We start from the raw sequence: 13,803 nt of genomic DNA on the forward strand, positions 1-13,803 counted from the left end.
CTTTTGGCCCATTGCCGCAGGAGCGCGGGTCCTTGGCGGCGCGGGCTGGTAATCCGCTGATACACCTTAAAATGCAAGAACTAAACCAAAGCTCCGAAAAGAAGCGCGGCCGGCGGAAAATGGCGCTTTCACTGCTCATTAAATGACGCAGCGGGCAGGGTCTCGTTCAGGATTGACCCAAAATGGGATGTTCGTCCGACTTTACCGGTTCTATTCGCACCAAAATAGAGCGGATGCGGAAACTATAGCGGCTGGATGTGTCATTCGCTGTCTTCGTCGTCGGCGGGCTTGTCGGCGAGCGGGCATTCGGGGCGCACGCCGTAGTCCTCGGTCTTGCAGGGGTTGTTGCGGCGCTTCTGGATCAGCGAGATGCGTTGCATGTGGAACGGCTGGGCCGGGGTGCGTTCGATCACAGTTTCATGGTTGTCGATGATCTCCGCTGCAAGCTGGTGCGTGCCGCGGTCGACGTTCTTCAGCGCGAACACCGGGCTCACCGCCGGGCCGGCGACCACGTTGCCGTCCATCAGCAGGCGGTAGCCGTGGTTGGCCATCAGCGGCGGGTCGCTGGTGATGGTCACGATCATGTTGCCGGAAGCGTCATGGATGCTGGCGTCCGGTTCCGGAATGAGGATACGCAGCATGTCGTAGTGGCTCACGGGCTGCTTCCTGGCCAGCTTGCGCGCCGGGGTGGGCAGCACGGGGGTGGCGCTCATGCTGTTGCTGGGCCGCACGTCCACCACGGTGGCGTTGGCGTGGGGCTTGTCGGTGTAGACGCGGTTACCCTGGGCATCGATGTAGGTGTAGACCTGGGCCATGGCCGATGCGCTCAGCACCAGCAATGCAAGGCCCGACAGCAGGCGGTTCATGGGCGTTTTCCGGCGGGTGGCAGGTGGTAGCGCTGCAGGGTGAAGGTGACCGTGGGGCTTTGCTGCACCACCTTGTCATTGAACAGCACTTGCACGGCCAGGCTGTGGTCGCCGCGGTCGATGTTCACCAGTTGCAGGCGTGGCACGTTGGTGGGCTGGCCGTAGGGCTGGTCGTCGAGCAGCAGCCGCAAGCGGTGGATGTCGCGCAGGCGCGGGTCGATCAGCACGCCCACGGTGAAGGTGCCGTTGTTGGCGCGCAGCGCTTCGTCGCTGGGGATGTCGGTGAGCTGCAAGGTGTTGTAGGCCTGCTGGGGCTGGTTGCTGCGAGGGCTGCGCGGCACCGGCACCATGGGCGCAATGGGGGCCTGCGGTTCCACGCTGTTGAGCGGTGGCAGTTCCACGGTCTGCGAGCGGGTGCCGTCGGGCGGCTGGTTGGAGTAGGCGGTGTTGCCTTCGGCGTCGGTGTATTTGTAGATCTGCGCGAAAGCGGGCAACGCCATCAGCATCAGTACCCAGATAAGGCATGAGCGCATGAACGCATCCTGTCGGTTCATGGAAGGAACGGCCTTGCGGCCCAGGTGCCAGCATAGAACAGAATGGCCGACGGATGGTTTCGGCTTTGTACCAATGCGCCGGGTGCACGTAGCAGCTGCCGAAGGCTGCGTCCGGCTGCGGCGCGGCATTCCGGGGGATGCGCGGCGTGTTCGGACGCGGCCTACGGCCGCTGCTACAGGTGCTTCGCGCGATCTGTAGCCGCCCCCGCTTGCACTGAAGAAGTTCAGCGTGGCGCAGGGCCAGCGCAGCCTTCGGCAGCGGCTACACCGAATCCGCGTAGCAGCTGCCGCAGGCTGCGGCGCGGCATGCCGGCGGATGGGCGGTTTGTTCGGACGCGGCCTACGGCCGCTGCTACGAGCGATGCAGACGACGCCGCTTCAAGACAGTTGCTGCTACGGGCCGCGTCGGGGGCGTCAGGAAGGGCTGGCGCACAACTCGCCGGTGGCGCGGATCAGCGCCGTGCGCTGCAGCGCGTCAGCCTTGCGCGCCTCGATGGCGCTGGCCACCCAGCGTGGGCACTGCGGGTCGTTGCGCGACGGGGCGAACGCCGCCAGGCGGTCCAGCAGCTGCTTCTGCAGCACGTCCAGCTGCGGGCGGATCTCCTTGGCCAGGTCCACCCGTGGTGTATCAGGCGCGGCGCCCTTGGCGTTCCACTGGGTCAGCAGGCCGTATTGCACCAGCTTGTTGGCCTCGATCTGCGCGGCGAAGAACTGTTCGGCCAGGGCGCCATCCACCTTGTACTCGGCGGCCAGCTTGCCGGCGCCGGCAATCACGTCGCGCTCGCGCGGGGCGTCGAGCACCGGCTTGTGGTTGTCCCATTTGGTCAGGGCGACCTTGGGGGCTATGTCCAGGCGTTGTTGCACGCTGTCCAGCAGTGGCGCGAGGGTGGCGGGCGGCGCGGCGAAGGCAGCGCTGGAGAACAGGGTGGCGGTGAGCAGCAGGGTTCTACGCATTGTCGTACTCATGTTGTTATTGGTGACGAACGGTAGGGGCCGATTCTAGCGGCCAGGGGGTTCCAGCGGGCATAAAAAAAGCCTCCCGAAGGAGGCCTTTTTCAAATCACGCGGCTTGCGCCAACGTCACCGGATTAGCAGCTGTAGTACAGCTCGTATTCCAGTGGGTGCACGAAGGTGCGCACCTTGATTTCTTCTTCGCTTTTCAGGGCGATGTAAGCGTCGATGAAGTCGTCGCTGAAAACGCCGCCTTTGGTCAGGAACGCACGACCTTTGTCCAGCTCTTCCAGGGCTTCTTTCAGGCTGCCGCAAACTTGTGGGATCTCTTTCGCCTCTTCAGGCGGCAGGTCGTACAGGTTTTTGTCAGCGGCGTCGCCAGGGTGGATCTTGTTCTGGATACCGTCCAGGCCGGCCATCAGCAGTGCTGCGAAGGCCAGGTATGGGTTGGCAGCCGGATCCGGGAAGCGTGCTTCGATACGACGGCCGCGTGGGCTGTTGACGTAAGGAATACGGATCGAAGCCGAACGGTTGCGAGCCGAGTAGGCCAGCATTACTGGAGCTTCGAAGCCTGGGACCAGACGCTTGTACGAGTTGGTCGCCGGGTTGGTGAAGCCGTTCAGGGCCTTACCGTGCTTGATGATACCGCCGATGAAGTACAGGGCGGTGTCGGACAGGCCGGCATAGCCTTCGCCAGCGAAGGTGTTCTTGCCATCTTTGGCGATGGACATGTGTACGTGCATACCCGAGCCGTTGTCGCCGTACAGTGGCTTAGGCATGAAGGTAGCGGTACGGCCGTAGGCGTCGGCAACGTTGTGCACAACGTACTTCAGGGTCTGGACTTCGTCGGCCTTCTTCACCAGGGTGTTGAACTTGACGCCGATTTCGTTCTGGCCAGCAGTTGCCACTTCGTGGTGGTGAACTTCAACGACCTGGCCCATTTCTTCCAGTGCGTTGCACATGGCGGTACGGATTTCGTGGTCGTGGTCGAACGGAGGAACTGGGAAGTAGCCGCCTTTCACGCCTGGACGGTGGCCCTTGTTGCCGCCTTCCACGTCCTGGTCGGACATCCACGAACCTTGTTCCGAGTAGATCTTGAACATGGAACCGGAGATGTCGGACTTGAACTTCACTTCGTCGAAGATGAAGAACTCTGGCTCTGGGCCGGCGAACACGGTGTCACCGATACCGGTCGACTTCAGGTACTCTTCGGCGCGGTGGGCGATGGCGCGCGGGTCGCGATCGTAGCCTTGCATGGTCGAAGGTTCGATGATGTCGCAGACCAGGATCAGGGTCGGCTCTTCGGTGAACGGGTCCAGGACGGCAGTTTCGTCGTCCGGCAGCAGGATCATGTCGGAGGCTTCGATGCCTTTCCAACCAGCGATGGAGGAACCGTCGAACATCTTGCCGACTTCGAAGAAGTCGTCTTCCAGCGCGTCACGGGCTGGCATGGTGACGTGGTGCTGGGTGCCCTTGGTGTCCGTGAAGCGCAGATCAATCCACTTGACGTCATGATCTTTGATGAGTTGAACCGACTTCGACATGTTGTCCTCCGGGGTGAATAAGGGCTGGTAGTGGTTAGCCCTGTAATTTGGGTGATGCCGGGCGCGAATAGTCTGCCAAGGCAACCTGCCTCACAAGGGAGCAATTTGCATGCCAGTGCCCCGAGATGGGTTTTTTGCCCCAAACCCAAGCATTTCGGCCTGTTTTCGGCAAAATGCGCCGATTTGCCGCACTGTTTTGAAGCGCTAGCAATCCGTAAGGCACCATAAAGGTGCACTGAAAACCTTCTGTACGATAACTGGTTAAAAGCTGAGCAATTTCCGCTATAATCCTGCCCCCCCTTTTTCGGCTGGCACCTCGCGCGCTGTTTTTCATGAAACTAATCGTAAAAGTCTTCCCAGAAATCACCATCAAGAGCCGGCCCGTTCGGAAGAACTTCATTCGCCAGCTCGCCAAGAACATCCGCGTCGTGCTCCGTGAACTGGACCCGAAGCTGGTGGTGGATGGCGTGTGGGACAACCTCACCGTTGTCACCCGCATCGAAGATGCGAAAATCCAGCGCGAGATGATCGAGCGCCTCAAGTGCGTGCCCGGCATCACCCATTTCCTCCAGGTGGATGAATACCCACTGGGCGATATGGACGACCTGGTCGCCCAGTGCAAGCAGCACTTCGGCCACCTGCTGGCAGGCAAGATGTTCGCCGTGCGCTGCAAGCGCGCCGGCAAGCACACCTTCAGCTCCATGGACGTCGACCGTTATGTTGGCAGCCAGTTGCGCCAGCAGTGCGGCGCCGCCGGCATCGAGCTGCGCACCCCGGACGTGGAAGTGCGCCTGGAGATCCGCGACAAGCGCGTGTTCATCATCCACAGCCAGCACCAGGGCATCGGCGGCTACCCGCTGGGCTCGCTGGAGCAGACCCTGGTACTGATGTCCGGAGGCTTCGACTCCACCGTGGCTGCCTACCAGATGATGCGCCGCGGCCTGATGACCCACTTCTGCTTCTTCAACCTGGGCGGCCGTGCCCACGAGCTGGGCGTGATGGAAGTCGCGCACTTCCTGTGGAAGAAATACGGCAGCTCCCAGCGCGTGCTGTTCATCAGCATCCCGTTCGAGGAAGTGGTGGGCGAGCTGCTGGGCAAGGTCGACAACAGCCACATGGGCGTGATTCTCAAGCGCATGATGCTGCGCGCCGCCAGCCGCATGGCCGATCGTCTGCAAATTGATGCCCTGGTAACCGGCGAGGCCATCTCGCAAGTGTCGAGCCAGACGCTTCCGAACCTCTCGGTGATCAGTGCGGCAACCGACAAGCTGCTGCTGCGTCCATTGCTTGCCAGCCATAAGCAGGACATCATTGACCAGGCCAACGAAATCGGCACCGCCGACTTCGCCAAGCACATGCCTGAATATTGCGGGGTGATTTCGGTCAACCCCACCACCAAGGCCAAGCCCCACCGCGTCGCCTATGAAGAACAGCAGTTCGACATGGCCGTGCTGGAGCGGGCCCTGGAACGCGCCAAGCTCGTTTCCATCGACAATGTGATCGATGAATTGGGCCAGGACATCGAAATCGAGGAAGTCGCCCAGGCCCTGGCCGGGCAGGTGATCATCGACATTCGGCATCCGGACGCCCAGGAAGACGAGCCCCTTGAACTCGAAGGCATCGAGGTCAAGGCACTGCCGTTCTATGCACTGAACAGCCGTTTCAAGGAACTGGACCCCACCCGTCAGTACCTGCTGTATTGCGACAAAGGCGTGATGAGTCGCCTGCATGCCCACCACTTGCTCAGTGAGGGACATGCCAATGTGCGCGTTTATCGACCGAGCTAAGCGCCCGGGGCTGTTTGCCTGTGGCCTGCGTCACCGGCCCCCCGACGCCACCGTAAAGCTGTAACGGCTTTGCGGGACTCTAAGTCAAATCGCTGTCACAACCTGTCAGCACACCGAATCCTCTGATCGAGATACACAAGTGATCGAAAATCTACGTAACATCGCCATCATCGCTCACGTTGACCATGGTAAAACCACCCTGGTAGACAAACTGCTGCGTCAATCGGGCACCCTGGAGCGCAACGAGCTCAACGACGAGCGCGTGATGGACTCCAACGACCAGGAGAAAGAGCGCGGTATTACCATTCTGGCGAAGAACACCGCCATCAACTGGAATGGCTACCACATCAACATCGTCGACACCCCCGGCCACGCCGACTTCGGCGGTGAAGTAGAACGCGTTATGTCGATGGTCGACTCCGTTCTGCTGCTGGTTGACGCTCAAGACGGCCCTATGCCGCAAACTCGCTTCGTGACCAAGAAGGCCTTCGAAGCCGGTCTGAAGCCGATCGTCGTGATCAACAAGATCGACCGTCCGGGCGCGCGTCCTGATTGGGTTCTGGACCAGATCTTCGATCTGTTCGACAACCTGGGTGCCACCGACGAACAGCTGGACTTCAAAGTCGTCTACGCCTCGGCCATCAACGGCATCGCCGGCCTGGACCACACCGACATGGCCGAAGACATGACCCCGCTGTACCAGGCGGTCGTGGATCACGTGCCAGCTCCAGCCGTTGACCGTGACGGCGCGTTCCAGATGCAGATCTCGGCTCTGGACTACAACAGCTTCCTGGGCGTCATCGGTGTTGGCCGTATCGCTCGCGGTCGCGTCAAGCCTAACACCCCGGTTGTGGCTATCAGCGCCGACGGCAAGCGCCGCAACGGTCGTATCCTGAAGCTGATGGGTCACCACGGCCTGCACCGCATCGACGTAGAAGAAGCCGCTGCCGGCGACATCGTCTGCATCAGCGGTTTCGACGAGCTGTTCATCTCCGACACCCTGTGCGACCCACTGACCGTCGAAGCCATGAAGCCGCTGACCGTCGACGAGCCAACCGTTTCCATGACCTTCCAGGTAAACGACTCGCCATTCTGCGGTAAAGAAGGCAAGTTCGTGACCTCGCGTAACATCAAGGACCGTCTGGACAAAGAGCTGCTGTACAACGTTGCACTGCGCGTTGAAGAAGGCGACTCGGCTGACAAGTTCAAGGTGTCGGGCCGTGGTGAGCTGCACCTGTCGGTACTGATCGAAACCATGCGTCGCGAAGGCTTCGAGCTGGCCCTGGGCCGTCCGGAAGTGATCATTCGTGAAGTCGACGGCGTCAAGCAAGAGCCGTTCGAAAACGTGACCATCGACATCCCTGAAGAAGCTCAGGGCAAGGTCATGGAAGAGATGGGCCTGCGTAAAGGCGACCTGACCAACATGGTGCCGGATGGCAAGGGCCGTGTACGTCTGGAATACAACATCCCTGCTCGCGGCCTGATTGGTTTCCGTAACCAGTTCCTGACCCTGACCAACGGTGCTGGCATCCTGACCTCGATCTTCGACCGTTACGACACCGTCAAGTCGGGCCACATGTCCGGCCGTTCGAACGGCGTTCTGGTTTCGGTTGAAACCGGCAAGGCTCTGACCTACTCGCTGGAAACCCTGCAGGCTCGTGGCAAGCTGTTCGTGGAACACGGCCAGGAGATCTACAACGGTCAAATCGTCGGCCAGAACAGCCGCGACAACGACCTGGGCGTGAACCCTACCAAGGGCAAGAAGCTCGACAACATGCGTGCTTCGGGTAAAGACGAAACCATCGCCCTGGTTCCACCTGTTCGCTTCACCCTGGAACAGGCCCTGGAATACATCCAGGAAGACGAGCTGTGCGAAGTGACTCCTAAGTCCATCCGTCTTCGCAAGAAGATCCTGGACGAAAGCGAGCGTACCCGCGCTGCCAAGAAAGCCAAGGCGTAAGCTAGCCTTCGCTGAATGAAAAACGCCCCCGGTCGAAAGGCCGGGGGCGTTTTTTTATGTCTTTACAAATCTGTAGTCGCAACACGCTTATGTGGGAGCTGGCTTGCCAGCGAGCTGTTGATGCCCAAAAAGCTCGCTGGCAAGCCAGCTCCCACAGGCGGTTTAGAACGTCGCGGGCTTTGGCTTGTACGCGCAATACCCAGGCCGCGGGCCTACGCGCGGGTGGTTGCGGCAGGTATCCGGGCGCTTGTCGTAGATGGTGCACAGGCGGCTCTTGCGGTCCAGGTACAGGCAGTCGTTGTTGCTCATGCGCTGCAAGGTGAAGATGCCCGACTTCTGGTTGAAGCGCTCGACGATGCCGTCCTTCTGCAGGCGCTTGGCGATGTTCTTCGGCGGGTCGCCCAGTTCGAATTCGTCCACCACGCCGATGCGCACCAGATCCTTGATCTTCACCTCCACGGGCAGGGTGCAGCAGGTCGACATGCAGGCGCCGCACATGGGCTGGGTGAATTTCTGCCAGGTCTCCAGGCGGTCGACTTCGGCAGCGGCTATCAGGGTGGTCTTCATCGGGTTCGGTTTTTCGGGGTAATCGGGCGCGCGATGATACCGGGACTGGTGAAATTGTGAACAACCATTTGCCGGTTTCACCCCTGGGTGTTTCGTGGTTCTTACAGAAAAGCGCGAACCTGGCCTTTCACCTCCTGTCGAACCGTCTAGGCTCAGACAACCCCATCCTAAAAATCCGTCAACTTCCCCGAGGACGCATCAATGTCTCAGGAACCGCTTGTCCGTGACGCAGAGGTGGCCGAATTTCGCGCCGCTGTACTCGCAAAACTCACATACGCGGTAGGCAAGGACCCGGATCATGCCTTTGATCACGACTGGTTCGAAGCCATCGCCCTGGCGGCCCGCGACCATATGGTCGAACACTGGATGGACCACACCCGGCAGATCTACCGCAAGGCGCAGAAGCGGGTGTACTACCTGTCCCTGGAATTCCTGATCGGCCGGTTGCTGTACGACAGCCTCAGCAACCTGGGGCTGCTGGACATCGCCAAGGAGGCTCTCACCGACCTGGGCGTGGACCTGGAACGCATCCGCCTGCTGGAGCCCGACGCGGCGTTGGGCAACGGCGGCCTGGGCCGGCTGGCGGCCTGCTTCATGGAGAGCATGTCGACCCTGGGCATCGCCGCCCACGGCTACGGCATTCGCTACGAACACGGGCTGTTCCGCCAGGCCATCGTCGACGGCTGGCAGCAGGAGCAGACCGAGAACTGGCTGGACTTCGGCAACCCCTGGGAGTTCGAGCGCCCCGAGGTGATCTACCCGATCAGCTTCGGCGGCCACGTGGAGACCGTGCAGGACGCCGGCGGCCAGCAGAAACAAGTGTGGTGGCCCGCCGAGACCGTGCGGGCGGTGGCCTACGACACGCCGGTGGTGGGCTGGCGCGGTTCCAGCGTGAATACCCTGCGGCTGTGGCGTGCACGCGCCCTGGAAGAGCTGCACCTGGAACGCTTCAACGCCGGTGACCACCTGGGCGCCGTGGCCGAAGTGGCCCGCGCCGAAAGCATCTCGCGGGTACTCTACCCGGCCGACAGCACCGAGGCCGGCCAGGAGCTGCGCCTGCGCCAGGAATACTTCTTCGTCTCGGCCTCGCTGCAGGACCTGCTGCGCCGCCACCAGAACATCCACCCCTCGCTGCTGAACCTGGCCGACGGCGCCGCCATCCAGCTCAACGACACCCACCCCTCCATCGCCGTGGCCGAGCTGATGCGCCTGCTGGTGGACACCCACGGCCTGGCCTGGGACACCGCCTGGAACATCACCGTCAACACCCTGGCCTACACCAACCACACCCTGCTGCCCGAGGCGCTGGAGACCTGGCCGGTGGGCCTGATGGAGCGCATGCTGCCGCGGCACATGCAGATCATCTACCTGATCAACGCCTACCACATCGATTCGCTGCGGGCCAAAGGCATCCATGACTTCGACGTGCTGCGCGCGGTGTCGCTGATCGAGGAAGACAACGGCCGCCGCGTGCGCATGGGCAACCTGGCGTTCCTGGGCTCGCACAGCGTCAACGGCGTGTCGGCGCTGCACACCAAGCTGATGCGCAGCACCGTGTTCGCCGAAATGCACAAGCTGTACCCCGACCGCATCAACAACAAGACCAACGGCATCACCTTCCGCCGCTGGCTGTTCCAGTCCAACGGCGAGCTGACCTCGATGCTGGTGGATGCCCTGGGCGAGGACGTGCTCGACCATCCCGAGCAGCGCCTCAAGGACCTCGAACCCTTCGCCGACAAGCCCGAGTTCCGCAAACGTTTCGCCGCCCAGCGCCTGAGCAGCAAGAAGGCCCTGGCGCGCATCATCCAGGACCGCCTGGGCGTGGCCATCAACCCCGAGGCCATGTTCGACGTGCAGGTGAAGCGTATCCACGAGTACAAGCGCCAGTTGCTTAACCTGCTGCACACGGTGGCGCTGTACCAGGCCATTCGTGCCGAGCCGGGCACGCACTGGGTGCCGCGGGTGAAGATCTTCGCCGGCAAGGCGGCCGCCAGCTACCACCAGGCCAAGCTGATCATCAAGCTTGCCAACGACATCGCCCGCACCGTCAACAACGACCCCACCGTGCGCGGCCTGCTGAAGGTGGTGTTCCTGCCCAACTACAACGTCAGCCTGGCCGAAAGCATCATTCCGGCGGCCGACCTGTCCGAGCAGATCTCCACCGCCGGCTATGAGGCCTCGGGTACCAGCAACATGAAGTTCGGCCTCAATGGCGCGCTGACCATCGGCACCATGGACGGCGCCAACGTCGAGATGAGCGACCTGATCGGCACCGAGCACATGTTCATCTTCGGCCTGACCGCCCAGCAGGTCGAAGCGCGCAAGCGCGCCGGGGAGTTCAACGCCAGCGGTGACATCGCCGCGTCCCACCGCCTCAACGACGTGCTGCAGGCGATTCGCGGCGGGGTGTTCTCGCCGGACGATTCGTCGCGCTATGCCGGGCTGATCGACGGCCTGATCGCCTACGACCGTTTCCTGGTGTGCGCCGACTTCGACGCCTACTGGGACGCGCAGAAGCGCGTGGAAGACCTGTGGCACGACCCGGACCGCTGGTGGCGCTCGGCCGTGCTGAACACCGCGCGCACTGGCTGGTTCTCGTCCGACCGCACCATTCGCGAATACGCCGAGGAGATCTGGAAGGCGCTGGAGTAACGCGACTGCCGCAGCGACGCCGCCCGCGTAGCCGCTGCCGCAGGCTGCGCTGGCCCTCATGTACGCTGGAAATCTTCAGTGCACACCATGGCCAGCGCAGCCTGCGGTAGCGGCTACGGTTTTGCAGGGCACATGCAGCCCTACCCGATATACTGTCGCCCTGCCATGGACTTGTGACACCGGTTAGGGAAATCGATCATGCAATGGGTACTGCTGTTGCTGGGCCTTGCGTTGGGTGGTGCGTTCGATGAATCCATCGACGGCGCGCTCATTGGTGGGCTGTTGGGGCTGGGCCTGGGCCAGGCCTTGCGGCTTGCCACGCTTACGCGTCGCAGCGAGGAACAAGGCCGGGCGCTGACGGCCTTGCAGCTGCGGTTGCAGGTGCTGGAAGGGCCTGCGCCGGTGGCGACAGCCGCTCCGGCTGCCGCTCCCGAAGCAGCGGTGGAGCTGGAATGGGAGTTGCCCGCAACCCCGCCCGAACCCGCTCCCGAGCCTGTCACTGCCAACGCCTGGGCCACCGAGCCCCGGCCACCTGGCGAACCCGATTTCTTCGGCAAGGCCTTCGCGGCCGCCCGCGGCTGGCTGCTGGGCGGCAACACCGTGCTGCGCGTGGGCCTGGTGCTGCTGTTCCTGGGCCTGGCGTTCCTGCTGCGCTACGCCACCGAAAACGTCGTGGTGCCGGTGGAACTGCGCTACGCCGGCGTCGCCGCCAGCGCCCTGGCGCTGCTGGGGCTGGGCTGGTGGCTGCGGCTGAAACGCCGCGGCTACGGCTTGCTGCTGCAAGGTGCTGGCGTGGGCGTGCTGTACCTGACCATCTTCGCTGCCATGCGCCTGCATGCGCTGATCGACCCCGGCCCGGCCATGGCCCTGCTGGTGGCCATCACGGTGTTCTCGGCCATCCTGGCGGTGCTGCAGGATGCCCTGGGCCTGGCCTGCGCGGCAGCCCTGGGCGGCTTCGCGGCGCCTATCCTCGCATCCACCGGGGCCGGCAGCCATGTGGCGCTGTTCAGCTATTTCGCCCTGCTCAACGCCGGCATCCTCGCCATCGCCTGGTTCAAGGCCTGGCGCCTGCTGAACCTGATCGGCTTCGCCGGCACCTTCGGCGTCGGTTTCGCCTGGGGGGTGCGCGCCTATACGCCCGAGCTGTTCTGGAGCACGGCACCCTTCCTGTGGCTGTTCTTCGCCATGTACCTGGCCATCGGCCTGCTGTTCGCCCGCCGCACCCTGCTGGATAGCCCAGCGCCGCCTGCCGACGCCGACCGCGCCACGCTGCTGCGCTGGGCGGCGCGCCAGGGCGACTACGTGCATGGCACCATCCTGTTCGGGCCGCCGCTGGTGGGCTTCGGCCTGCAATGGGCGCTGGTCCATCAGCTGCCGTTCGGCGCGGCGTTCAGCGCCCTGGGCCTGGGCGCGATCTACATGGTGCTGGCCTGGCTGCTGGCCCGCAGGGCCCCGCAACGCGCCACGCTGCTGACCGAAACCTGCCTGGCGTTGGCGGTGATCTTCACCAGCCTGGCCATTCCCCTGGGCCTGGACGCGCACTGGACCAGCAGCGCCTGGGCCCTGGAAGGCGCGGGGCTGTACTGGCTGGGGCTGCGCCAGCAACGACGCCTGGCGTGCTGGTTTGCCTTGCTGCTACAACTGGGGGCTGCCGGCTGCTGCCTGTTCGCCTGGAGCCTGTCACCTTACCTGGCGGTCACCGGTGACCTGGCGTTCAGCGCCTTGCTGCTGGCCGTCGCCGGCCTGGTCTGTGCCTGGCGCCAGCATGCCGAACGGCCTGGCAGCGGCCTGGGCGTGGTGCTGCTGGTGTGGGGCGGGCTGTGGTGGTTGCTGGCGTGTGGCAGCGGGGTGGCGCGCTGGGTGAATTGGCCGCTGGACACGGCGGCGCTGCTGCTGGCCTTCAGCGCCAGCGGCGCCGTGGCCAGCGCCCTGGCACCGCGGCTGCGCTGGCCAGGCCTGGCGCACGGGGCGCTGCTGCTGGTGCCGCTGGCCTGGCTGCTGCTGCCCTATGGGTGGGGGCACAGTTTCCACGTCGCCGCCGACCTTGGCTGGCTGGCCTGGCCGGCGGTGTTGGTGGTGCATTTCTGGTCGCTGCGGCGCCTGCCCGAGTGGCTGGGCAGCCGCGTGCTGACCATCAGCCATGTGCTCGGCGCCTGGTTGTTGATTGCCCTGCTGGCGCTGGAGCTGAGCTACGGCCTGGAACAGCTGGCCGGCTACTACAACGCCTGGCGCTGGCTGGGCTGGGCGGTGTTCCCGGCGCTGTTCCTGCTGGCCATGGCCAGCCCGCGCGAATGGCCGTGGCCGCTCGCCAGTTATCCACAGGCCTACCGCTGGTGGGCCGCCTGGCCCTTGGCGTGTGGCATGCTGGGCTGGCTGTGGCTGGCCAACTGCTTCAGCGACGGCTCGGCCGAGCCGCTGCCGTACGTGCCGCTGGTGAACCCACTGGAGCTGGGCCTGCTGCTGGTGATCTACGCCCTGTTCGTCTGGGCGCGGCACTTCGACAGCCGCCTGCGCAGCCTGGGGGTACGCGGGCCGGTGACCTGGATGCTGGGCGCCTCGCTGTTCGCGGTGCTCACCGCCATGGTCCTGCGCACCGCCCACCATTACGCCGGCTTGCCCTATGATCTACAGGCCTTGCTGGCCTCGATGCTGGTGCAGGCCAGCCTGTCACTGGTGTGGACGCTGGTGGCCCTGGGCCTGATGATTGGTGGGCACCTGCGCGGGCGGCGCAAGGTGTGGCTGGTGGGGGCGGGGCTTATCGCGGTAGTGGTGGCCAAGCTGTTCTTCGTCGAACTGAGCAATCATGGCGGCCTGGCCCGGATCGTCTCGTTCATTGGGGTGGGCGTGCTGTTGCTGGTGGTGGGGTATTTCGCTCCGCTGCCGCCACGGCGAATTGAAACGGCGGGGGCCGATTCCTGATAT

At 63.5% G+C, this 13,803-nt stretch carries 9 protein-coding genes; 4 read left to right on the top strand and 5 right to left on the bottom strand.

Features of this window, described 5'->3' with window-relative positions; all coding sequences use genetic code 11:
- Positions 1-260: 260 nt before the first annotated feature.
- The 4 genes from AC0J42_RS02000 to glnA form a co-directional block, all read right to left on the bottom strand.
- Positions 261-866, bottom strand: a complete 606-nt coding sequence (locus AC0J42_RS02000; RefSeq protein WP_416421999.1) for a DUF4124 domain-containing protein — start codon at positions 864-866, stop codon at positions 261-263.
- Positions 863-1,399 (bottom strand): DUF4124 domain-containing protein, encoded by a 537-nt coding sequence (locus AC0J42_RS02005; protein WP_473005127.1) that lies wholly within the window; start codon positions 1,397-1,399, stop codon positions 863-865. Before AC0J42_RS02005 ends, AC0J42_RS02000 begins: the two co-directional genes overlap by 4 nt.
- Positions 1,400-1,834: 435 nt before the next feature.
- Complete coding sequence (locus tag AC0J42_RS02010; protein ID WP_473005128.1) at positions 1,835-2,374, bottom strand: chorismate mutase; 540 nt, start codon at positions 2,372-2,374, stop codon at positions 1,835-1,837.
- Between the two features lie 134 nt (positions 2,375-2,508).
- The gene (glnA, locus tag AC0J42_RS02015; protein WP_416422002.1) at positions 2,509-3,915 is read right to left on the bottom strand and encodes a glutamate--ammonia ligase; all 1,407 of its coding nucleotides are present in this window, start codon (positions 3,913-3,915) and stop codon (positions 2,509-2,511) included.
- A gap of 332 nt (positions 3,916-4,247) precedes the next feature.
- Between glnA and thiI the strand changes: the two genes are divergently transcribed.
- Positions 4,248-5,702 (top strand): tRNA uracil 4-sulfurtransferase ThiI, encoded by a 1,455-nt coding sequence (thiI, locus tag AC0J42_RS02020; RefSeq protein WP_416422003.1) that lies wholly within the window; start codon positions 4,248-4,250, stop codon positions 5,700-5,702.
- Between the two features lie 139 nt (positions 5,703-5,841).
- Entirely contained in the window at positions 5,842-7,662 is a 1,821-nt protein-coding gene (typA, locus tag AC0J42_RS02025) for a translational GTPase TypA (RefSeq protein WP_027979873.1), read from the top strand.
- A gap of 162 nt (positions 7,663-7,824) precedes the next feature.
- Here the strand turns inward: typA and AC0J42_RS02030 are convergent, their stop codons facing one another.
- Positions 7,825-8,229, bottom strand: a complete 405-nt coding sequence (locus AC0J42_RS02030) for a YkgJ family cysteine cluster protein (protein WP_416422004.1) — start codon at positions 8,227-8,229, stop codon at positions 7,825-7,827.
- Between the two features lie 201 nt (positions 8,230-8,430).
- Here AC0J42_RS02030 and AC0J42_RS02035 point away from each other — a divergent pair, with 201 nt between their 5' ends.
- Both AC0J42_RS02035 and AC0J42_RS02040 read left to right on the top strand, forming a co-directional pair.
- On the top strand, positions 8,431-10,881 hold the full coding sequence (locus AC0J42_RS02035; RefSeq protein WP_416422005.1) for a glycogen/starch/alpha-glucan phosphorylase: 2,451 nt from the start codon (positions 8,431-8,433) through the stop codon (positions 10,879-10,881).
- Positions 10,882-11,079: 198 nt separating this feature from the next.
- A complete protein-coding gene (locus AC0J42_RS02040; RefSeq protein ID WP_473005129.1) occupies positions 11,080-13,800 on the top strand; it encodes a DUF2339 domain-containing protein in 2,721 nt (906 codons plus the stop codon).
- Positions 13,801-13,803: the final 3 nt, after the last annotated feature.

The sequence above is a fragment of the Pseudomonas sp. Tav-5-1A genome, assembly GCF_055755055.1.

Bases quoted from the DNA above. Each gene is read 5' to 3' on its own strand.
- AC0J42_RS02000 (WP_416421999.1), bottom strand. From the start codon at position 866: ATGAACCGCCTGCTGTCGGGCCTTGCATTGCTGGTGCTGAGCGCATCG.
- AC0J42_RS02005 (WP_473005127.1), bottom strand. From the start codon at position 1,399: ATGCGCTCATGCCTTATCTGGGTACTGATGCTGATGGCGTTGCCCGCT.
- AC0J42_RS02010 (WP_473005128.1), bottom strand. From the start codon at position 2,374: ATGCGTAGAACCCTGCTGCTCACCGCCACCCTGTTCTCCAGCGCTGCC.
- glnA (WP_416422002.1), bottom strand. From the start codon at position 3,915: ATGTCGAAGTCGGTTCAACTCATCAAAGATCATGACGTCAAGTGGATT.
- thiI (WP_416422003.1), top strand. From the start codon at position 4,248: ATGAAACTAATCGTAAAAGTCTTCCCAGAAATCACCATCAAGAGCCGG.
- AC0J42_RS02030 (WP_416422004.1), bottom strand. From the start codon at position 8,229: ATGAAGACCACCCTGATAGCCGCTGCCGAAGTCGACCGCCTGGAGACC.
- AC0J42_RS02035 (WP_416422005.1), top strand. From the start codon at position 8,431: ATGTCTCAGGAACCGCTTGTCCGTGACGCAGAGGTGGCCGAATTTCGC.
- AC0J42_RS02040 (WP_473005129.1), top strand. From the start codon at position 11,080: ATGCAATGGGTACTGCTGTTGCTGGGCCTTGCGTTGGGTGGTGCGTTC.